This is a genomic window from Solibacillus sp. FSL R7-0668 (assembly GCF_038006205.1).
In the GTDB taxonomy this organism is placed as follows: Bacteria; Bacillota; Bacilli; order Bacillales_A; family Planococcaceae; genus Solibacillus.
In genome coordinates this window covers 1,551,873-1,573,331 of the sequence record NZ_JBBOUU010000001.1, presented here as the reverse complement: position 1 = coordinate 1,573,331, position 21,459 = coordinate 1,551,873, and the positions used below count along the sequence as shown (strand labels likewise).

The 21,459-nt window shown below is 35.0% G+C and carries 20 protein-coding genes and 1 pseudogene; 5 read left to right on the top strand and 16 right to left on the bottom strand.

Annotated elements, in window-relative coordinates:
* Positions 1–2: 2 nt before the first annotated feature.
* The gene (locus MKX47_RS07595; RefSeq protein ID WP_340772618.1) at positions 3–815 is read right to left on the bottom strand and encodes an ABC transporter ATP-binding protein; all 813 of its coding nucleotides are present in this window, start codon (positions 813–815) and stop codon (positions 3–5) included.
* Between the two features lie 175 nt (positions 816–990).
* Positions 991–1,707: an aspartate/glutamate racemase family protein gene (locus MKX47_RS07590; protein WP_340772616.1), complete on the bottom strand. Its 717-nt coding sequence runs from the start codon at positions 1,705–1,707 to the stop codon at positions 991–993.
* A 208-nt stretch (positions 1,708–1,915) separates the two neighbouring features.
* Here MKX47_RS07590 and MKX47_RS07585 point away from each other — a divergent pair, with 208 nt between their 5' ends.
* On the top strand, positions 1,916–2,320 hold the full coding sequence (locus MKX47_RS07585; protein WP_340772615.1) for a VOC family protein: 405 nt from the start codon (positions 1,916–1,918) through the stop codon (positions 2,318–2,320).
* A 180-nt stretch (positions 2,321–2,500) separates the two neighbouring features.
* Complete coding sequence (locus MKX47_RS07580; protein ID WP_340772614.1) at positions 2,501–2,962, top strand: NUDIX hydrolase; 462 nt, start codon at positions 2,501–2,503, stop codon at positions 2,960–2,962.
* A gap of 193 nt (positions 2,963–3,155) precedes the next feature.
* On the opposite strand, the gene MKX47_RS07575 is transcribed toward MKX47_RS07580, so the two are convergent.
* From MKX47_RS07575 to MKX47_RS07565, 3 genes are all read right to left on the bottom strand, one after another.
* Positions 3,156–3,743: a dienelactone hydrolase family protein gene (locus MKX47_RS07575; RefSeq protein WP_340772613.1), complete on the bottom strand. Its 588-nt coding sequence runs from the start codon at positions 3,741–3,743 to the stop codon at positions 3,156–3,158.
* A gap of 91 nt (positions 3,744–3,834) precedes the next feature.
* A complete protein-coding gene (locus tag MKX47_RS07570) occupies positions 3,835–4,764 on the bottom strand; it encodes an alpha/beta fold hydrolase (RefSeq protein ID WP_340772612.1) in 930 nt (309 codons plus the stop codon).
* Positions 4,765–4,789: 25 nt separating this feature from the next.
* Positions 4,790–5,359, bottom strand: a complete 570-nt coding sequence (locus MKX47_RS07565; protein ID WP_340772611.1) for a hypothetical protein — start codon at positions 5,357–5,359, stop codon at positions 4,790–4,792.
* Positions 5,360–5,684: 325 nt separating this feature from the next.
* On the opposite strand from MKX47_RS07565, the gene MKX47_RS07560 reads away from it, so the two are divergent.
* On the top strand, positions 5,685–7,745 hold the full coding sequence (locus tag MKX47_RS07560) for a catalase (RefSeq protein WP_340772609.1): 2,061 nt from the start codon (positions 5,685–5,687) through the stop codon (positions 7,743–7,745).
* Positions 7,746–8,095: 350 nt separating this feature from the next.
* Here the strand turns inward: MKX47_RS07560 and MKX47_RS07555 are convergent, their stop codons facing one another.
* The 3 genes from MKX47_RS07555 to MKX47_RS07545 all read right to left on the bottom strand — a co-directional run bounded on the left by MKX47_RS07555 (position 8,096) and on the right by MKX47_RS07545 (position 9,585).
* Positions 8,096–8,317: a hypothetical protein gene (locus MKX47_RS07555; RefSeq protein ID WP_340772608.1), complete on the bottom strand. Its 222-nt coding sequence runs from the start codon at positions 8,315–8,317 to the stop codon at positions 8,096–8,098.
* An 80-nt stretch (positions 8,318–8,397) separates the two neighbouring features.
* The gene (locus tag MKX47_RS07550; protein WP_340772606.1) at positions 8,398–9,069 is read right to left on the bottom strand and encodes a MerR family transcriptional regulator; all 672 of its coding nucleotides are present in this window, start codon (positions 9,067–9,069) and stop codon (positions 8,398–8,400) included.
* Positions 9,070–9,345: 276 nt separating this feature from the next.
* A complete protein-coding gene (locus tag MKX47_RS07545; RefSeq protein WP_340772604.1) occupies positions 9,346–9,585 on the bottom strand; it encodes a hypothetical protein in 240 nt (79 codons plus the stop codon).
* Between the two features lie 291 nt (positions 9,586–9,876).
* Between MKX47_RS07545 and MKX47_RS07540 the strand changes: the two genes are divergently transcribed.
* Entirely contained in the window at positions 9,877–10,752 is an 876-nt protein-coding gene (locus tag MKX47_RS07540) for a helix-turn-helix domain-containing protein (protein WP_340772603.1), read from the top strand.
* Positions 10,753–10,939: 187 nt separating this feature from the next.
* Here the strand turns inward: MKX47_RS07540 and MKX47_RS07535 are convergent, their stop codons facing one another.
* The 8 genes and pseudogenes from MKX47_RS07535 to MKX47_RS07500 all read right to left on the bottom strand — a co-directional run bounded on the left by MKX47_RS07535 (position 10,940) and on the right by MKX47_RS07500 (position 20,911).
* Positions 10,940–13,336, bottom strand: coding sequence for an FtsX-like permease family protein (locus MKX47_RS07535; protein ID WP_340772601.1), 2,397 nt, complete (start codon positions 13,334–13,336; stop codon positions 10,940–10,942).
* Positions 13,336–14,112: an ABC transporter ATP-binding protein gene (locus MKX47_RS07530; RefSeq protein ID WP_445683607.1), complete on the bottom strand. Its 777-nt coding sequence runs from the start codon at positions 14,110–14,112 to the stop codon at positions 13,336–13,338. Before MKX47_RS07530 ends, MKX47_RS07535 begins: the two co-directional genes overlap by 1 nt.
* Positions 14,105–14,599: a sigma-70 family RNA polymerase sigma factor gene (locus tag MKX47_RS07525; protein WP_340777747.1), complete on the bottom strand. Its 495-nt coding sequence runs from the start codon at positions 14,597–14,599 to the stop codon at positions 14,105–14,107. The genes MKX47_RS07530 and MKX47_RS07525 overlap by 8 nt, the downstream gene beginning before the upstream one ends.
* 562 nt (positions 14,600–15,161) lie before the next feature.
* A complete protein-coding gene (locus tag MKX47_RS07520) occupies positions 15,162–16,469 on the bottom strand; it encodes a sensor histidine kinase (protein ID WP_340772598.1) in 1,308 nt (435 codons plus the stop codon).
* Between the two features lie 524 nt (positions 16,470–16,993).
* The gene (locus MKX47_RS07515) at positions 16,994–18,094 is read right to left on the bottom strand and encodes a flavin monoamine oxidase family protein (protein ID WP_340772597.1); all 1,101 of its coding nucleotides are present in this window, start codon (positions 18,092–18,094) and stop codon (positions 16,994–16,996) included.
* A 202-nt stretch (positions 18,095–18,296) separates the two neighbouring features.
* Positions 18,297–19,049 (bottom strand): DUF4184 family protein, encoded by a 753-nt coding sequence (locus tag MKX47_RS07510; protein ID WP_340772594.1) that lies wholly within the window; start codon positions 19,047–19,049, stop codon positions 18,297–18,299.
* A gap of 157 nt (positions 19,050–19,206) precedes the next feature.
* Positions 19,207–20,215 (bottom strand): annotated as a pseudogene (locus MKX47_RS07505) (serine hydrolase domain-containing protein).
* 213 nt (positions 20,216–20,428) lie between these two features.
* On the bottom strand, positions 20,429–20,911 hold the full coding sequence (locus tag MKX47_RS07500) for a GNAT family N-acetyltransferase (RefSeq protein ID WP_340772592.1): 483 nt from the start codon (positions 20,909–20,911) through the stop codon (positions 20,429–20,431).
* A gap of 139 nt (positions 20,912–21,050) precedes the next feature.
* Here MKX47_RS07500 and MKX47_RS07495 point away from each other — a divergent pair, with 139 nt between their 5' ends.
* Positions 21,051–21,350, top strand: a complete 300-nt coding sequence (locus tag MKX47_RS07495) for a hypothetical protein (RefSeq protein ID WP_340772590.1) — start codon at positions 21,051–21,053, stop codon at positions 21,348–21,350.
* Positions 21,351–21,459 lie beyond the last annotated feature (109 nt).

Here is a 21,459-nt window from a genome sequence, read left to right as displayed (position 1 = left end):
ACTTACCTCTTTTCATTTACCTCTAAAATAGAGCATTTTTTATTTAATAAATCTAGGAGTAATTCATCAGATTTAGCTGCGTCTACCGTAATGAAAGCAGTATTTCTTTCATATGTAATATCATAGAAATTTAGCTCTTTAAAAATATCTTTATTATTAAATTTCACCTTAATCGACTTTTGTACATTTCGTGGTTTTAAACAGCTTAAAACCTCCCCAGATTCAACATAAAAAATATTATCTGCCAATTTCTCAATCATCTTATCTTCATGTGTTGTGAAAATGATAGTTACTTGTTTTTTTAACTTTTCCAGAAGATCTATTAATTGATTCTGGGTTGGGCTATCCAATCCAGTTAGAGGTTCGTCTAAAAGAAGGATATCAGGCTTCATAATAAGCGCTTGAATTAAACCTGCCTTTTGTTTTGTCCCCTTTGAACATTGTTTTAATGGCGTGTCTACATATCGCTGTAAACCGAAAATTCTGATATATTCTAAAAGATCCGTTTCAATATGTTGTTTAGAAAAACCGTGAAACGACGCTGTTAGTAACAAATATTCTTTGAGCTTAAATCGTAAATTCTCCGGAAAGTGTTCTGGTACATACCCTACCTTCCTCTTTCCCCTTCTGACTTTTCCACTTGTAGGTTCATATATGCCTGCCAAGACTTTTAATAATGTACTTTTACCAGAACCATTTTGCCCACAGATAGCCATAGTAGTATAGTCTTCACACTGGAAGCTTATTTTATTTAAAATCATTTTCCCTTCGATTTCTTTACTTACATCAATAGCTTCAAAAATGTCTTTTTCCATTCAATCCTCCAATTTCTGTATCTTTTTTATTAATTATAGTGCTGAATTTTATTAAATCATGCACCCAAATCTTCGTTTAGTGGCTTTTATGTAATGTCACGAAAAACTAATTAATTAAATAAAAGATCAGACAAGTAATGCTACGTTAGTTCAATAAAGATGTCTGCTTATTCAATTACCTCTTAAGTTTACTTGTGTGTATTGATTCTATTGATTCAAGCGCTGCCATCTGTGCATGGATGAGTGTGGTATCAAATAATGGCAAATTCGTATGCTGCGTGGTAATCAACAAGCCAATTTCTGTACATCCTAAAATAATACCCTGCGCACCTTGCTTTTGAAGGTTTTCAATCACCGACAAATAAAAGTCTCGTGATGCGTCTTTAATCATTCCTAGGCACAGCTCTTCATATATAATGCGGTGTACCTCATTTCTTTCAGTTTCAGTTGGGATGATTGGCTGAATGCCCTTTCCTATGAGGCAATCCTTATAAAAGTCTTGCTCCATCGTAAATTTTGTCCCCAGTAAACCAATTTTTTCATAACCTTCCTGCAAAATAGTGTCCGCTGTCGCATCGGCAATATGTAATATCGGAATGGTAATATATTGCTCAATCATTGGTACGACTTTATGCATTGTATTCGTACAAATAACGATAAAATCTGCGCCAGCAGCCTGCAACTTTTCTGCTGTTTGTCCTAATAATTGTCCCGCTAAATTCCAATTCCCCTTCATTTGATAGGCCTCAATTTCCGCAAAATCAACGCTCGCCAATAGACATTTCGATGAGTGTAGCCCACCTAAATATTTTTTTACTTCCTCATTAATCACACGATAATACACAGCTGAGGATTCCCAACTCATTCCACCGATTAAGCCAATCGTTTTCACGTAATTCTCCCCTTATTAACTATTTTTTACTATTATTATCCATTATACATGTAGGCTTGTCTAAATGAAGTTTATTTTTGCAATAGAACTTGAGCTGAAATGACAATTAAAATAGTATCCACAAACCATATATTCCATCCTTAAATTATGTAATAATAATTGCATTGAAAATTTGAATATGTAAAAATTAGAAGGAGTTAGAAAAATTATGAAAAATGCTTATATACATCATCTATGTATACAAACAAAATCTTATTTAGAAACTGTTGAATTTTATACTGAAGCTCTTGGTTTTGAAATTGTCCAACAAACGCCTAATTTTCATGGGCGTGCATATAATACTTGGTTAAAGTTAGGAGATTTTTATATTGAACTTCAAACAGGAAAGCAACATGAAGTTTTAAAACCTGTTTATTCAAATAGTGAAGGGATTGTCCATTTTTGCATTTGGGTTGAAGATTTGCCTTTTGAAGTTGAGCGTTTGAAAAAACTAAACGTTCATTTTAAACAAAAAGATGGGGAAATTATTTACGAAGTGGAAAATGGAGCACTCTGTAAATTAATAGCACCTGAAGGAACGATTATTGAATTACGAAATAATAGAGGCATCTAGAAAATTTATAATGTGTAACCGATTTACAACAATGCCTTTCCCAAACACGCTCCAACTAGTTTTAGAAAAAGCGAGATTATTAAAACAATTTTTGATTAAAGATTCTGTCTCAAAGCAGGGTTAATTCGTAATTGAATCGAAACAACTAAAGGATATTAATTAAGGATTGGGAGGATTTCAATGAAAAAAGGAAGAATACGACCACTGGTTATTTGTATATTTCAAAAGGACGATACGATCCTTGTTGCAGAGGGCTATGATCCAGTAAAAGTTGAGTATTTTTACCGTCCTATAGGGGGTGGCATTGAGTACGGAGAAAAAAGCGACGAAGCATTAATAAGAGAAATACAAGAAGAAATTGAAACGGATATTTTTGAACTTCAATATTTGGGAACTGTTGAAAATATCTTTACTTTTAACGGCGAAGTAGGACATGAGATTGTACAAGTATATAATGCAGCCTTTGTTGATACCTCTTTTTATACCAAGGAAGTGTTTGAAGGTAAGGAAGATGACGGGAGTATATTCAAAATTAGGCGATTGCCTATAAGTAAGTTTCAAAGCGGCGAATTACGGCTTGTTCCTGAAGACCTTTTAGATTTGATTAAACAAAACAACAGAATGATTAAGTCACATAATTAGCAGTTATGAAAGGCTGATTTAAGTTCAATCCGTTAATGTCGCTATTAACTAACAACATAGCTAGAAAATACTCAAACTTTTTGCGACTCAAACTTTTTATAAAAATTAAGCTAAAATCTACTAACTATGAACCCCTTTTGATCAATCTATCTTCAAAAGGGATTTTTTTAAGTTCCGCTGTATTAGGAACGTTTTAATCTGAATAATCGGTTAAATATATTAATATACTATCAGCACTTCTTTTATTGTATTCCGTTGAGTACGGGTCCGCAAAGCCATGTTCCCCTTCTACAATCTTCACCAATACATTAGTGTACTTTGATAGCTTATGTTTTAAATCTTTAGGCTCAAATGACTGCTCATGCTCGCCATAAATTAAGACGGTATCAGACTTCGGAATTATATCAAGATATTGTCGAATACGGGACCCATACAAGCCAACAACTCTTTGTACATTTTCATGATTACTACAAAGCCACGCAACGGTTGCACCAACACTAAAGCCTATTATATGGACTTCTTTGTATTTTTTTGATAAATCATCGATAATCGCCGTTACTTGATTATAGGCATTTTCAAACCCTTTATTTTCTATAAAATGATGGTAGGCTCGTTCTTCCTCTTCATAAGGAAATGGCTCTTCTATATTTATTAATTTGGGGATATATACATCAAAATTTTGTTTAAATAACAGCTTTGCATAATACTGCATGTGCTGATTGATTCCATAAATTTCATGCAAAAGAATCATACATCGATTTGAATTTTGTTTTAATTCCATAGCATGCACCCTCCTTTCGAATTCTTTTAACTCATTTTTCTGTAATTGATTATGCTTATCTTCACTAGTATATTTAGCCTTGCTCGACTCCCTATCTGATCTGATTGATGTTGTTTATGGATTCAATAATGATATCCGGTCTATCCATATGTATTGAATGACTTGAATTTTGTGCTAATATAAACCTACTTCTTTGAGATAGATTCACTTGACTCAGAATTAACTCTTGCCACTTTTCTTCAAATAATCTTAACTCTGACTCTGGTAACCCATCGTCAGTTCCTAACCTAATAGTATATTCTTTATCTCGACCAATTACGATTAGAGGTATATTAGGGAATGCCCCTAAGCTCTTTATGATATCTGCGTCCTTCTTCCAATTGCTTATTTCAGAACGCATTGCTTTGTATAAAGTAGGGATAATTTGGAAATAAATTAGACGTTGTTGTACATAAAGAGGTAGTCGTTTCTGCTGTTCTGTAAGTGTTGGATTAATAATTCCCCTTAATTCTTCGTGATTCATTAAAGAATAGGAATCACATTTTTCAATCCAAATCTCATCGGTTGATTCTTCATTCAAAACGGGTAAATTCAACTCGTCCAAGACCTTTAAGTCAACAGAAGTTGAATCTACTAAAATCACTCCCGCAACCTTTTTAGGATATTTTTTCACAAAGTGCTGTACACATAATCCACCATACGAATGACCAACTAATAGTACGGGTTCATGTATTTCAAGTAAACGCATCAACTCCTTTAATTCGTTTACGACCGCCTGCGTATTACGGACTTCATTTCGAATTTCACTCGCACCAAGACCAGGTCTATGATACATTACAACTCGATTCGTTTTGCTTAATGTTGTTATCACATCGTGCCACTCATCAAATGAGCAACCCAATCCAGTAAGAATAATTATTGGTGTGCCATTTTCTCCCCTTTGAAGAATTTCCATATTTTTTTGATTCACTACCAGTATTTCGCTAATCTTCTTCACCCCCATATATAATGCATTGTTCAACTAAAATCCTCATTGGTAAAACAACTTACTCAAGTGTACTTAACAATAAATTTAATTCATCTTCAATTACGGTACCACTATTTTTCTTTGTTATTTCAAATGGTTTTTTATAAAGACACGCATGTTTCAAAGCAAGGAAACCATCAATGGGAAAGGTGTAATATTGCCATTCTTGACGATATCCTAAAATACCACGTTGTTTAATCATTCTATCTAACTCTTTCACTACGCATAATACAAATTCTTCAAAATTACATTTTGTTTTCAATATTTTTTTGGGTAATTTATCATTAACTTTTCTTTCAACTATGAAATTTTGTTTTTCTGTAATTATAATTTCTAAGTCTTCAAAATCACGCTTAAATTCCCAACACAATAAAACAGGACCAGTATGCCATTCGATACCTCCATTTCTTTTATGAAAAGCGCCTTCCTTCCAGCTTAATTTACAGAGTGGATGTACCGATGCAAGATATGTAACAAAGTCACCTAGAGCATCTGAATGAAAAGAAGGGTAAAACTCCATCTTTTTATCATTAATTTCAAACGTACAAGTTGCATTACCACTTCTAATATCATCATAATTAAATTTCAATTAGCTCACTCCAAAATTATTTTTTTGATTTCTAAATAAACTCTTTACTTTCATCCAGAATTTCCAAATTCTTATCCATTTTCTAATATCATACTTCTCTATTTTGTGGTCAATTTCCTTCTTCCTCAACGCTGCGATGCTGATTCAATTAAAATTGTAAAAGCAACAGTAAGCTTGAACTTTTTAGCATAAGTTTTCACACAAGAAGTCCAAGCTCTTCAAAATATGGTTTATGAAATCGCTTCAAGAATGAATCTATCCAACAAACATATAGTGTATGAGACATATGTGAAATGAAAATTGTGAAGTAAGGAAAGGGGATTTTGTGGACAAATCTTGGTCTAATCAAAAGAAAGATGCGGATGCAAAGGAACAACAGCTTGAGCAGTTTCTCGTAAATAATGATGGGAAAAAGATGACGACAAATCAAGGTGTGAAGGTATCAAATGATGAGGATTCGTTAAAAGCAGGCGTTCGAGGTCCAACATTGATGGAGGATTTTCACTTTCGGGAAAAGATGACGCATTTTGATCATGAGCGTATTCCAGAACGTGTCGTTCATGCAAGAGGCTATGCCGCACATGGAGAATTTGAATTGTATGAATCGATGAAAGAATATACAAAAGCAGGATTTCTACAAAAAGTAGGGTCCAAAACGCCTGTCTTTTTGCGGTTTTCGAATGTTGTTGGAAGTTCTGGTTCGATGGATACAGCACGAGATGTGCGTGGATTTGCCGTCAAGTTCTATACCGAGGAAGGTAATTATGATTTAGTTGGTAATAATATTCCGATCTTCTTCATACAGGATGCGATGAAGTTTCCAGATTTAATTCATGCCGCGAAGCCAGAGCCAAATAATGAGATGCCACAAGCAGCGACTGCACATGATACCTTCTGGGATTTTGTTGCGAATAATCAGGAAAGTGCCGCGATGGTGATGTGGTTGATGTCGGATCGGGCTATACCTAAAAATTATAGAATGATGGAAGGCTTTGGCGTCCATACTTTCCGATTTATCAATGACAAAGGAAAGTCGCGATTTGTAAAGTTCCATTGGAAGCCAGTATTAGGCGTTCATTCACTCGTATGGGATGAAGCGCAAATCATTGCAGGAAAAGATACCGATTTTCAACGTCGCGATTTATGGGAATCCATCGAAATGGGTGATTTCCCAGAATACGAGCTCGGTGTACAAATACTTGAGCAGGAAGATGAGTTTAAATTTGATTTTGACATTTTAGATGCGACAAAGCTTTGGCCTGAAGAAATCATACCCGTAAAGATTATTGGGAAAATGACCTTGAATCGTAATGTTGACAACGTTTTTGCAGAAACCGAGCAAGTCGCTTTCCATCCGGGTAATGTTGTACCGGGCATTGATTTTACAAATGATCCGCTGCTACAAGGCCGTTTATTTTCTTATATTGATACACAGCTCCTTCGTTTAGGTGGACCAAATTTTACTGAAATTCCGATCAATCGCCCGGTTTGTCCAATTCATAATAATCAGCGCAATGGCTTTAGTCGACAGACGATTAATGTCGGGCGCGTCAGTTACCATAAAAACTCTCTTGCAAATAATACCCCTTCGACTTCTACTGCCGCTGAAGGTGGGTTTGTGCATTATGAGGAAAAAGTGGAAGGACATATTACCCGCGCACGAAGCAAATCGTTTGATGATCATTTTTCACAAGCAAGGCTATTTTGGAATAGTATGTCACCACCAGAAAAGCAACATATCATCAATGCCTTTAGCTTCGAAGTTGGCAAAGTAAATAGTCAATCCGTTCGCCAGCAAGTAGTCGACATGTTTGTCCACGTTGATAAAGAAATGGCGACCATTATTGCGAATAATGTAGGGGTAAACAAACCAACTGGCGAGCAATCAACCGTTACGGCTTCTTCCCACGCACTGAGCCAGGCGAATACAATCAAACTGCCACAAACATTGAAAGTCGGTGTACTAATTGGCAATGGATTCGATGCGTCAGAAGTGAATAATGTGTTGAAGACATTTAAAAAATTCGGGGTGCGCTATCGTATTATTGCTGAGCGAATCGGAAAAGTCGAAAGTAAGGACGGCGTGCAGTTAACAGCGACTGAAACGTATTTAACAACTGATTCTGTTTTGTTTGACGCCCTATATGTTGTAGGGGGAAAGGCCGAAAATCAAGCCAAATTCAATCAAGATGTAGTCATAAATATTAACCAAGCATTTCGTCATTATAAACCAATAGGCGTTGCACAATCAGGTATGCCATTTTTTAACGAATCCAGCGCAAAATTAGGACCTGGTATTGTAATAGCTACTGGCAACGCTGATTTTGGCAAGCAATTTGTCGATGCCATTGCCATGCAACGTTTTTGGGATCGAGATATTTATTAATTTCACTGAACTTGATGTAATTACATCCCCTGTAGGAGCCATCTTACAGGGGATTTTTCAATTTAAAAGTAGAGGCTTAGCTTTTAAAAATAATGATTGTTGAAATGGATTCTTAGTTAAAAGTATTAATTCTAAAATAATTTACTTCTATTGGGGTCTTTACGATAAGTTAGAGATGATCTACGGTTTTATTAAAACGATGGATATTTTTGGGCATTCACACGTAAAAAGGCTAAAATCGCACTTGAAAATTCCAAGTATTTCTATGCAAAGAGTCATACAATCTCCTATCTATAGAAGATTGTAAAAAACATGTTTCGATGGTGGGACTGCTAGTAACTCAATCATCATTAAATTCCCTTTAATTTAATAGGGACATATCGTTGCATTTGTCGATAGCCCAATCCCTTTTCAATATCCTGTTGATAAACATTTTCTTCATCTAAATAAGGCATATTGAACATAAAGCTACGATTTTTGTCTAGCTCGAAATTCGTACCCTCAATCCATTGACAGATTTTATCTTGTACTTTTCGGATACTTTCATCGTCCTCATCAATACTGACCGCCATCGCATACAGGCCTCCAGGAAAATCAATCATTTTAAGTGGGCTCACATCATCCTCACTCACATCATCTTTAATAGCACAAATCATTTCGCCGCTGTGATCACTTTTACCAATGTGAAATCTAAGCAGTCAAATATAACGGTTTTAAATGAGTCGTAATGCTGCCATAGTTGAAACATATATCCGCCGTGTTTAAATATTTCTTCCCATGTATGTTCATCTGAAGTTATTGCTCGAAATGCCGGTACTCTCACAACCATAACATCCGGAATCTTTTTATCTAATTTATCGGTTATCTCAATTAAACGATGTATGTTGGTAGGGTTGCCAATATAATCGGCATTTACAATTTGAGTTTCGATTTCTTTTGCTTTACTATAGAGCTGCTTAATATCGGAGTGGTCCGTAAAGTTTATTCTCTCGATTTCTTTAATGAAATCCATTACAAGCTCCTTCAATTCATATAATAATGCTACTTCGTCATCAATAGTATCTACCTTTTTTCCTAATACATCTAAAACTACACCAGAGCCAGAAGAATCAAAAATACGTTGAATATCTTTTATACTAATGTTTAGTTTACGCAAAACTAATATTTGTTCAATTCGTCTAATAGCATTTTCATCATACATCCTATAAGTTACTTCATCGCTACGAATACTAGTGAGCAAGCCCATGTCTTCATAATAACGCAAGGTGCGCGCCGTAATGTTGTATTTGCTAGAAACATCTCGAATCTTCAGTAAATTCCCCATAGTTTATTCGTCCTCCCCTTTGTAGATACCCTTCTAGTATAAAGGCTTCCCTAAAGGAAGAGTCAAGCATACGAAGATAGAATCTATTTAAATTGTGACAAAATATTCTACTGTTATACAAAAAATGGTAGCTTCTCCGTGCTTCCTATTGTGGATTTATAGTAAGAAAACAGATAGCATGCAGCAAAATGCACAGCTATCTCATTTCGGAAACCGAATATTCAATTAAAGCCCTGTTAGTTTAATAACCATATATCGCTAATCGAGATACTTTATTCATATTATTTTTTTTACTAACCGAACTAAATATTTTGCAACAAAGTATGATATAGGAATACCTAAAATCATTAAAAAGTTGAAAAAAAAATAACTAGTAAAAAAAAATTTATTTGACAAGTAAGCAGCTAGTTTAAAGTATTGAAGAAAAAGTATTATAAATAATATTACAAAGCCCGCTTGTCTCATCATTAATTTATTTTCTTTCATCTTCAGTTCTAACTTCCGTTTTTCGTCCATAAATAATTCCACCTTTTTCTATTCATAGAGTAGTGCTCCTGTTTGATGATGGATCAATTTCCGAGTTGACACTAAACACCATACAGGATGTCTTTTTTCCTTCAAGATGGCACCAATCCTTCATAAAGGAATGCTCCCTTTATGAGAATTATAAGTTATATAATGGAAGTGTAAGTTTAAATATGCAAAAATACATATATTAGAATTAATAGAGTGTTATAAAATGATATTGACTTGGAAAATATTTGAATTGAATGTTTGAATTTAAATATAGAAAAGGGAGAATTAATCATGAAGTATGTTGAATTAGGGTTAACTATTAAAGAAATAAGAGAGGATAAAGGTATTTCTCAGAAATTTGTAGCTTCTAATATAATGACACAAAGTAATTATTCTAGATTTGAAAATGGGATTATTGATGTGTCATCTCAAGCTTTATTGAAAATATTAGATAGACTTGATATTACTTGCGATGAACTCTTAATTATTCTAAATAAAGGTACTACGTTTGAAGTACGAAAAGATATAATTAATAACTTTTTTAATTTAACCTATAATAATAAAGAAGAATTGAATTTGATTATTCATAAAATTCAAAATTATGATAGCGAGGACTTATTCTTACAACATATAGAAAAAGTATGTGAATCTTTATTAATTTTGTTGAATACAAGTGACTTAAAAAAAGCAAATATGGGATTAATAGAAGTATGGTATGATTTAAGTAAAAGAAATCGTCTATACAAGGCAGATATTTATTTAATTAATTCTATATTATTTTTATTTCCAATTGAAACTGTAAGGACAATCAAAACTTTTGTTGAACGTAATATAGATTTTTATAAAGGTGATAAGGACTTAGAAATGATTAAATTAAATATTTCAGTAAATTTTAGTTTGTTACTAATTAAAAACCAGTTATTTGAAGAATCCCTAAATATCGTAGATAACGCAATAAGCTTGAGTAAACAATTAGGGGAATATTTGCGATTAGGTATTTGTTATATTAGAAAGGGAATAATAATTTCTCATTTAAACCAATCTACAAATACAAGTAGTGACTGGATCAATAAAGGGCTAAATATATTACAGGAATTAGAAGAAAATAATCTTTTGAATATTCTCCAAGAAGAAATCGCTACTTATAAAAATACGCTTGTAGATTAAAAGGTTCCCCCTTGGAAAAGATATTTTGAAAAAACCTAGACAACGGAATATCCGATTTCAACTTAACCTAAAATATATATGTAAGGTGGGGTAACATCGACCTCCGTGGAGAGTCCAAATAAAAAAAACAGATAGCATGCAGCAAAATGCACAGCTATCTGTTTTCTATTCATAACACCTTCAATTCCTAAAGCTCCACCATTTCCTCAGAAAGCTTGCGTCTGCTAATCATATAGCCCTGCACGCCGAATACGAGGAGTAATAGCACAACGAGCCCTGCACATACAACACCAATCGTTGCAAAATCAAACGCGAATTGTCCAGCTTCCTTATCAATTAGCGAAACCAAACGAGTTAACAATGCTCCAATTAGTAAGCCTGTCATTAATCCATATAACACAAAGCTTAACACCTGCATACATAAGTATTTCACTAGTCCATTTGGTGAAAGACCGAGTAAACGCTGAATGGTATACTGGGAGCGATTTGTGTATACCAAATGCATTAATGTTTGGATAATGCCGATTGTTGTTGCAACGAGTAACACAATGAATACCCCAACAAATAAGCTCCAGCGCTGGTAGAACATCGTATTTGCCTGTTCAATGGCCTCAGATTTTTCTAATAAATGAAACATCGGATAAAGACTTAATAGCCGCTCTAGTTGACCACTATTTGCAGTATCTAACTTAATTTCACGAATTGGTAATTGATTTTGAGCATATGCCGAAGACCAATCGATATAGGCACCTACGTATGATTGCTCAGTAGCAATGATTTTGACAACTTCAAAGGTGGGTTGCTGCTGCATAACCAAAAGTTCATAATCTAAAAAATACGGTGAAATCCAATCACCAATGGCAATATTTTCAGCTTTAGCGAATTTCTCGGTTACTACAATTTTATTTTCTGCTAAACCTTCAATTCCATATACATTCAAGTTTTCCGCAAATAAATCAAAGGTCTCTCCATCTACTGACATCGATATCGAACTTCCCATACTAGTTGCACGTTTCACAACGGTATTTTCCATTTTCTGAAGCTCTGTTAAAATTTCGGAACTCCCTTTTAGGCCTGTTGGATTGGACAAAATATATTGCGCTTCAAAACGTTCGTTTAAATATGCTTGCTCATTGGCTTGCAATGATTTCAAGACCGACGAGCCAAATACTAAAATCACAACTAGCCCTACTAGCGTTAGGACAATTTTTATGTTCACGCGAATTTGTGGAATCAACTGCTGACAGGCTAAATAGGCTTCTCTTCCAAAAAGCAGGCGAATTGGTCGTAGTACAGCTTTTAACAGCCACTGGAAGGTAAATGGAATCATATAGAGAAAAAGCAACGCCAGCCATAACGAACCTAAAAGGATTTGTAGTGTCCCTTTTCCCCCTCCTGGATCAAGCTGTCCAACTAATAATAAAAGGAATGCCATTACTGTGGAAATTCCGACCACAATCAGCTTCCACTTCGTTAACACAAATGTACGCGGTTCTGTGTCATTGACAATTTGTAGCGGTAAAATATTCGTAGCTTTTCGTACTTGCCGCAACATATAACCTGTAAGTAATAAACCAACTGTCAGAACAATACCTACCACTAAAACAATTGGAAATTCCGTTGATGCTTCAGGCAGCTGCATCCATTTAATGAGCTGAGGTAAGGCGAAATGAATCGTCGCAAAGCTAAGAGCCGTGCCGAAAATTAAACCTAAGCACACAATACTAACAAGTTGAATTTGAACAAGCTTTGCGATTTGTGTCGTTGATGCGCCGAGTGAGCGTAAAATCATGAGCTGCTCTTTTAATTTTGTAAATAATAGCTGCATTGTTGAGATTAATAATAGCGCAGTAATCAGCAGTACAAACACAGATAATACGACCACAAAAATAAGTAAGGCCTGTAAATTCATTTTAATAAAATCATACTCATTCACAATATCAACTCGTAGCTGTGAATCAAATGAATGTAACGCATTTGCTACTGCTTCCATTTCGTCTGTTTGAATGAGCATAAATAAAGCCGTAAAGCCACTCTCTTTTAATTCATCATTATGAACTAACGCCATTTGAAAAGGCTCTGCTCCCATCGGTGTCGGCAACACTTCCATGACTGTATACGCTTTGTCATTTAATACAATGTCGTCATTCACCGCTACATCCAACGTTTTCGCCAATAACTCGCTGACAATCACCGTTTCTTGTGTCAAATCTTGTTCAAAATGATAGCGACTTTTTACAAGCGCATCATTTTCTACCCCTAATGTATAAACGCCTTGTAACTGATTAATGTCGGTCATTTCAAGAGATATGGGGGAAAGCGCATCAACGTCTGGTAGCTCAGCTATTTGCTCCAACAAGTCATCTGAAACATATTGCCCCTGCCCATAATTATAGCCTGCCAAAATATCCATCTCACCAAACATCGCATCAATATTGGCATCTAATGTATTTTTCGCATTATGGATATATGTTGCCATCGTCACGATTAAACAAATGGTAACTGCAATAATGCAAATGCTCGTAATGACATGTGTTTTCGCTGCTTTACATAATTTCCATGCAATCGTTCTTAAATCAAACATCACGCATCACCTCTAGAAATCGTTTTAAAGCGCTCTAAAATGATATCTAAATCGGCTAGAGATTGTTCATTTTGATAGCTATCAACGATTTGACCATCATGGAAAAACAGTACACGCCCAGCAAATGTCGCAACATATGGATCATGCGTTACTAAAATGACCGTTTGCCCCTGTTTTTGCAAGTCTGTTAGGAGCTTTAATATGTCATTGGTTGTGTTTACATCCAGTGCACCAGTCGGCTCATCCGCAAGTAAAATCGGCGGTTTATGAATTATCGCTCTTGCAATCGCTACTCGCTGCTTCTGCCCACCTGATAATTGCTGCGGTCGATGCTTGCGCCATTCATAAATGCCAAGCTGCTTCATCACTTGCTCCACACGAATCGCAATTTCTTTTGAAGGGACATCATTTAAAATAAGCGGGATTGCGATATTATCCTCCACATTTAAATCCTTCAACAAGTGAAAATCCTGAAAGACAAAGCCGATTTGCTCTTTTCTAAACTTTGATGCGTTTGGCTCCTTATACATGTCATTGGCATTTTCACTAAATAAATAAAGCGTCCCAGATGATGGCTCATCAATCGCGCTAATCATGTTTAGTAGCGTACTCTTACCTGAGCCACTCGTTCCCATAATCGCCACCATTTCTCCTTCATAAATCGTACAATGCACATTTTTTAGCGCATTTACTGTATGGGTGGGTTGTTCAAAAAGTTTACTCATCCCATCTAATCGTAAAACCTCTTTCAGTGGTGGCACAGGGATTTTATTCATCATTTCCTTCAACGGATTGTAGCCATTCATCTAGATACACCCCTTTCAATTTTTGTTTTAGCTGCATTAGACCACGACGAATATTGGTTTTCACCGTTCCTAAAGGCATTTCTAAAATCGCCGCTACTTCTGGCACCGTATAATCCTGGTAAAATCTTAACAACAATACCGTTTTATATTTTTCTTCGAGCGATTGCAGGGCAGCCCATAAATCCATTTCTTCTTCCATATATGTATGTGAAACCGACTGGACATCAACTAATTCAAGCGGATCTGTAATCTCTAGCTTCTTCATTTTGGATAAATAGGTTTTACTGCAATTAATAACAATCCGAATCATCCATGTTTTAAAATAACTTGGCTCCTTCAAGCTTTCAATGCGTTCAAATGCTTGAATTATCGCTTGCTGAAGTATATCCACTGCATCCGTTTCATTTTGAACATAGACAAATGCCATGCGATAAAGATCCGCATGAATCGGCTCAATTAGCTCATAAAAGACGTCCGAATCGCCCTGTTTGATACGTTCGAGTAAATCTTCTTGTAAAGAATTAATATGACTTCACCGTCCTCTATACATTAGACTAACCAAATACAGGAAACGATTCAAAAATTTTTAATTCCATAAAAAAAAAGCAAAACAGCTTTTAGATACTGTTCTGCCTTCATAAATATCTGTTTTTAATAAAGTTTGATTAAAAGAAAGTTGCAAACGCTGATTTTAACAGTAAGAAACTAGCTGTTTTGAATCAAATATAGTTTTATTTTAATAAAATGATTTGATTATTTCGAGATACGAATATTTAATTAAAACACTTCGTTTACCATTCTCCGGTAAAAATACCATTGCAAAAGCATCTGAATATGTAATTAGCCAAAAAATTTTTCAGCTAGCTGGCTATTCGTCAGCATACCGTAACAGTGCTCTATTTTTATATTTCGCTCTTATAGACGACTTGCGCTAGACACCGCTTAAAAAGCTTATACTTTCTTTTCCACTAAAAAAGGCTATGGCACGTCATTTTATTTGTACCACAACCTTTTACTATTTACTTAGTAGGGATCTTCACAATCGCTATTGTCTCTTTTTCTTTTGTTGTATCAAGTGTAATTGATCCATTGTATTTATTAAGTGTTTCTTTAACAATAAACAAACCTTGTCCTCTAACTCTTCCTTCCTCCACTTTTTTCGTTGAGTAGCCTTGTTTAAAAATTTGATTTATGTCAGGTAGCTTTCGCCCAGTGTTCTTAATCGAGAACGTATAAAATAACTCGTCTGCTTTACAGCTAACTGTAATTTTACGTTGTTCCTCTGGCAACTCCATTGTTGCATCGATTGCATTATCAATTATGTTCGATAATATATTGATTAAATCAATCGTTTTAATATTATCAAAGGGATTATCATCAACGGTTATCTGTATATCAATTTCTTGATTTTGACATGTTAATTTTTTTGTTTGCAGTAATATCGCTAATCCCGGGTGATCAAGATTACATTTTAAGGATTCAATTGTCTGTATGTCTTTAGACAAAGATTCTGCATAATTTCTCGCTTGATCTACTTCACCTATCTGCAGAAATCCATATAAAATTTGGATATGGTTAATATAATCGTGCCTTAATGATGAGACAGAAGCAATTAATGTTTTAATTTCCTTTTGATAGGTATATTCAGTAGTGCCAACTTCTTTTTGATACCACTTTTGTAAAAGGAAGAGAGAAATAATAAAAATAATAACAAAAAGTCCATTGAGAACTAATAGAACCATATTGCTATTCATAACGGATCCTTTAATCTCGTCAAGTGTATCCGTACTAATATCAATGCTAAGGTAGCTAATGATTTCCCCTTCTCCATTCATAATAGGAGTCCCCACCGTCATATACTCATGACCATATTTCGTATCTTCTAGTATCTTTGTTACAAATTGCTTTCCTTCCTCATACGCTAATTTCACTTGGGTTTCCGGTACTGTACAAGCTTCACCTATTGGAAAATCATTTGGATTATCCTTGTTTTCAGGATAACCTACAATTAAAGCTTTCGATGTAGTAGGGTTGTCTACTTCTAAAGTATAAACGTATAATACACCTAGTTTTTCTCGGGCATCATTCAAATAATGCCGTATTGTCCAATAATCTTCATCACGATTCTGTTCTTTTAAAAATCGCTCATATGTTTCCAGATCAATCGCCTTTGCAATGGATTTAGCCGCTTCAAGATTTTGGTTAGCAATCGCCTCTTCCACTGTATTTTCAATCTTGGTATAGGAAGTGTACATACTTATTCCAATAAAGAATATGACTAATACGATAGATAACACTATAATTAGCTTTAATTTAAAACGCTTCATACTCTAAACAACACTTCCTTCCTATGTAAAATCTACAATTATTAATATTAAATTGATATAAAGGAACAAAAAACAGTATAAATGTTCTAAATCCTTTTGTCCAAAAAACTTATATATTACAAAAAAATTTGATTGTTCGTTTTTACGCAACGTTAATCCATTTTATTAAGAATACTGCTAATTAATCTACTTACTTTGACAATAAATAAAGTCAAGCTAAAATCCCCTGGCTTTCACTTATTTATATCCTCAAACATGGTTGGTAACCTTTCATAAATAAAAATCTACAACAATAGCGCCTGATTGTGGAATACAAGATAATCAACGCTATTCAACAAGGGCTTTAGTTCAATAAGAAAAACCACGAACGCTGCTTTCACAACATTCATGGTATTTAAGCCTGTTTCCAAACTTTTTATTTTGGAACGCTGTATAGGCTTATTTTCCTTCTATTGAAAAGGCATAGTTTCCGGCTCCTTGTTCCCAGCAATAGGGGCTTTCTTCCATCCATTGTACTTCTTTAACTAATCAGCTAGGATTTTAGAAACGGCTTTATCAGCTGCCAAGAGTGCACCTTCAAGATGTCCACCATATTGAGAATTAGACTCTGTACCAGCAAAAATAATTTTCTTTTCCCATATCCCTGCTATTTGTGGTTGACCATACCTTGGGAAATCTCTTAGCGGGTCCCAATCTTCCTCAACAGCTGTTTCGGCATCTGTGGACCAATCCTTGTATAGGATAGCCTTTACATTTTGAGCGGAGGGGCCAAAAAGCCTAACTAATTGATCAATGACCAAATTTAAAACTTTATCCTCCCCCAATTCTTGGCGCATGTTCGCTGGCATTCCAAAGAAACCAAATAGTGCACCAGATTCCGTTTCAGGAGAAGGAGAAGCGTCATGGATTTCTTGTAGGGGTCCAACCCCACTCCTTACGAATCCAGAGAGGCCTGATTCCCTCCAGAAGGGACGCTCATAGATGGCAACTGCCTTGGCCTGTCCTGCCATCCAAGTAGGTTTGCTTAGAAGGTTCGTCATAATATCAGGAGGTAGAGATGGAGAGAATTCAATATCCCGCGCCACTAGCCGAGGCGGTAATGCTAAAATAACAGCACCCGCTGAAATTTTTTCCGCCTTCCCATTTGCAATGTCTGCTTCAACCGTGATCGCACCGTCTTCATCTAGACGAATTGCTGTCACTCGCGTTTCAAGCTCGACTACTCCTGATGGAATAGTATCTGCTATAGCATCAATAAGAGTCTGCACACCTCCAATAAATCGGACGGATCTTTCCTCAGCATTTTCAGGTAATACATAACGCTCTGCTTTCTCGTTTGGAAAACGTTCTAAAAGCATTGCTCCTCTCGTGTACTGAGAAAAGGTTGCTAAGTTCAGTTCTTTAACAAGATTGGTAATCGTACGCTCATACTGTGGCCAAAACCATGTAGGACCGAGGTCAAATTTACCTAGTTCAGGTCTGCTTTTATCGGAAATGCTCAAAATTCTACCGCCACTTCGGTCTCTAGCTTCTAAAACCCTACATTTAATTCCTTGTGAAGTAAGGAGAGATGCAGCTCGAAGACCACTCACCCCAGCTCCAATAATGATTACAGGTTTGTTCACATTCATTCCTCCTTTTGTCCGTATTTTTTTACAGGATTCAGAGCTTTTATGATTTTAAGTTTTTCATAAGATTTTGAACCATTACATTATAAGTTTGAAGGTCCCCAGAAGTTCTAGCTATTAATTGAGTTCCTTGAACAAATGAATTGGAATTATTCTGCTCACTCGAATAAACTGCGCTGGTAGTTCAATATAAAAAGCTTTACCCCTTCTTGAAGTAAAGCCCCGGAAAGTGATTAAAATATAATGAAACAACTAACAAACTAATTAAAGCTGAATCAATTATTCGCACAACAATAATACCATAAAAATCAATCGAAACGCTATCAATCAAATACCATACATAAAACAAAAGTGCTGTTAACAATGCTATTTGACCCCAATACATTAATTTTTGTTTGGTATTTGTCGTCTCATCCCTATTTGACTTATTCCTTGCTGTTCGAAAATACATATATACTATGATCAAAGTCATACCAGCTATTGTGCTACCGTGCTGAAGAAACTTAAAGATGGGGATTTTAAAATCCAAAATAGGAACAGTGTAAGAAAGGAATGATAAGTTTGTCACCATAAATCCTCCAGCATGAGTAAACGAATCCCAGACGACATGGGTTAGCATTCCAAATAATGCAGAATACAAAAATACAATTATTTTTAACAAACGTGGTGAACTTGGTTTTGGATGATATGTATCTTGCAATACAGATGGCAAATGACTGAATAAGGTCCTATGTATACATGTTTGATAAATAAAATAAACGACTACTAAAATTGGTAGATTAAAAGCGATAAATCCAAAGAATGTATGGCCAATCTCACCATGTGGCTTTCCATGTAGAAAATACTCAAAATCAGGTGCCATGCTACCTAATACCAATGCAAGGAAATTAACATATTTACTATTTCTTGAAAAAGGTAAAACAGCTGCTGGATGAGCAAAAGTCAAAGGCATTTAATTTCACTCCTAGAATTATATTTCAAAAGTATCTTGTCACATTTTTATTATAGCATAGCCTTACTTTACTAACTGCACCGTTAGTATAGTCCCTTCTAGAGTCTAAACTTTGCTCGACTTGACAAAAGCCCTTGTTAATTGAATATGAACATAATTACTCTTTAAATGTATCAGCAACTAAATTGCTGAATTCTCTTAAATAATGAAGGTAATTGTTACCCCCAAAGTTATATCGTTTATTGTACATTTTTGATATAACAAGATTATATTTAGGAATAACTAATAAAGTCGGACCCGTTACACCCAATATTTGAATAGGAACCTTTAGGCACTCTTTCTCCAATTTCGCTTCTTAATGAGGGTGTATCATTTACATACCAAAACAATCCGTTTTGTGGTAAATTTTGATCTTTATAAGCTGGGTTTTGTACTCGGGTAGCTATTTGAATGACTTCTTTTGGAACAACTTGCTTCCCATTTACTAATCCATTATTCAAATGAAGACTTCCCCATAAAGCAAATTCTCGAGCCGAGGTATGGAGATTAGAGTCAAAACCATCATTTGAACTACCTAATTTATATGTAGCAATATCGTTAGGTTTATCGATTACTTGAACCAACTTTTCATTTGGTCTTGTATGCCAAGCAGTTTCTTTAAAACCTAATGGTAGGAATACCCTCTCTTTAAGCAATTCAGGGAAACTTTTATCATACAGTTTATTTATAAGTTTTGTCATCATTAGAATGTTAATTCCTCTGTATGCCCAACCCTCTCCGGGATCAAATTCTCTAAAAATAATCCCGTCACTTCTCTCGTTTAATCCATGTGAGTGAGTAACAAGATGCCTTAAAGTTGTTCCTGCAAGGAGTCCCTTATCAAAACTGTCAAAGTAATCGAGTGCATAGTCATCCAGACTTTTAATTTTACCTTCATATAAAGCATAGGCTATTGCTAAACCTAAATAGCTTTTTCTTGCAGATGCAACGTTAAACTGTGAGGTTTCAGAAATAGGTATAGAATTTGAATTAGAGTTGGAATGAAATCCACTATAATGTTCTAATACAATACTATTGTCCTTTATTATAACTAATGAAGATGCACTGCTATTATTGCGTTCCTTTATATCATCTACATACGAAACTAATTTTTGAGCATCTACCACTCACTACATCCCCTTTTAATCCCAGCTCGAAATTATCTATCCCTTAAATCTTACAATCAGACAAAGTAATATTTATTGAAACTAAACTGCCCCTTTCGTCTAACTATATGTCCTCACAATCTTCATAGTTAAATCAACATAAATATCCAACAAAGAATCCTCTAATCTCTCGGGAATTTACAAATAAAGAATGATTTTAATCATACTTAATTATCAATAATCAACTAACAATTTTTCCAATTGTAGTTCATCATGTAAAGGTATCCCTTCATCACCTATCAACGGAATGGAAGGCTTTATCGCCCGCGCTTTCGTTACCGCATCTGGTATGACTTTTACGATGCGATAGCCTCTCTTTTGATAAAATTTCAACGCGTTTAAATTATCATTTGTAGTAAGTAACGTAATTTTTAACAGCCCTTTTTGCTTCGCTAATAACTCGACTGCTTGCATTAGCTTCGAGCCAATTCCCTGCCCCTCTTGGACACTATCCAATGAAATCACCTCGAGTGCCTCTTCATGGAATACATAGGTAAGTAAGCCTAAAATTTCTTCAGCTTCTTCGTAAATATACCCGTCCAATTGGTCACAGTTATATATTCCAGAAGAAATAATCATTTGCGAACTCCACCAATGCTCTTCAAAAAATTGGATCATGCGGTCTCGATTATGAATCGTAATTGCTTTAATTGACATGCCTTCACCAAAAAATAGATTTATATTGTAAGTATATACCAAATTGATAATCAATAAATATAATGAATCCATCACTTAAAATTACTTCAATTCAAAATTCACCAAATGGTATGCTCGGGTGTGTTTATAGTGAAAGGGGTTGATAGACGATGGTTTAAATTTCATCATCACTGCTTATGCAAACAACACGAACGGCAATCTGCTTCATACCAATCTTTCAACCCATAAAGCTACATTCGAATTATTCCCTGCAGATAGAATAGGAATGATCAAGAGTATAAGTCGGAATGGGAATGGCAATAATTTAATTTTTACAGATGTTATGCTAAAAATTTCAGGCGAAGATATCAGCTCAATCACCTACAAATTAAACAAAGGCATGTTTATTAAGGATGTTACACTTACAGCCAAAGAGGTTCAAAATATAGAACGAAGATAACTAGTGAATATTTGGTTTTCTACACCTTTTTCTTAGTAATGATGCGTAAACATCGCTTCTTTTGCGCTATTTCCATCATTTTTTGGTATAGTGTGAACTGTTACCTATA

Excerpts from the sequence above, each read along its gene's own strand:
- MKX47_RS07595 (WP_340772618.1), bottom strand. The coding sequence starts at position 815 with ATGGAAAAAGACATTTTTGAAGCTATTGATGTAAGTAAAGAAATCGAA.
- MKX47_RS07585 (WP_340772615.1), top strand. The coding sequence starts at position 1,916 with ATGAAAAATGCTTATATACATCATCTATGTATACAAACAAAATCTTAT.
- MKX47_RS07580 (WP_340772614.1), top strand. The coding sequence starts at position 2,501 with ATGAAAAAAGGAAGAATACGACCACTGGTTATTTGTATATTTCAAAAG.
- MKX47_RS07575 (WP_340772613.1), bottom strand. The coding sequence starts at position 3,743 with ATGGAATTAAAACAAAATTCAAATCGATGTATGATTCTTTTGCATGAA.
- MKX47_RS07555 (WP_340772608.1), bottom strand. The coding sequence starts at position 8,317 with ATGGCGGTCAGTATTGATGAGGACGATGAAAGTATCCGAAAAGTACAA.
- MKX47_RS07550 (WP_340772606.1), bottom strand. The coding sequence starts at position 9,069 with ATGGGGAATTTACTGAAGATTCGAGATGTTTCTAGCAAATACAACATT.
- MKX47_RS07545 (WP_340772604.1), bottom strand. The coding sequence starts at position 9,585 with ATGGACGAAAAACGGAAGTTAGAACTGAAGATGAAAGAAAATAAATTA.
- MKX47_RS07540 (WP_340772603.1), top strand. The coding sequence starts at position 9,877 with ATGAAGTATGTTGAATTAGGGTTAACTATTAAAGAAATAAGAGAGGAT.
- MKX47_RS07535 (WP_340772601.1), bottom strand. The coding sequence starts at position 13,336 with ATGTTTGATTTAAGAACGATTGCATGGAAATTATGTAAAGCAGCGAAA.
- MKX47_RS07530 (WP_445683607.1), bottom strand. The coding sequence starts at position 14,112 with ATGAATAAAATCCCTGTGCCACCACTGAAAGAGGTTTTACGATTAGAT.
- MKX47_RS07520 (WP_340772598.1), bottom strand. The coding sequence starts at position 16,469 with ATGAAGCGTTTTAAATTAAAGCTAATTATAGTGTTATCTATCGTATTA.
- MKX47_RS07510 (WP_340772594.1), bottom strand. The coding sequence starts at position 19,049 with ATGCCTTTGACTTTTGCTCATCCAGCAGCTGTTTTACCTTTTTCAAGA.
- MKX47_RS07500 (WP_340772592.1), bottom strand. The coding sequence starts at position 20,911 with ATGTCAATTAAAGCAATTACGATTCATAATCGAGACCGCATGATCCAA.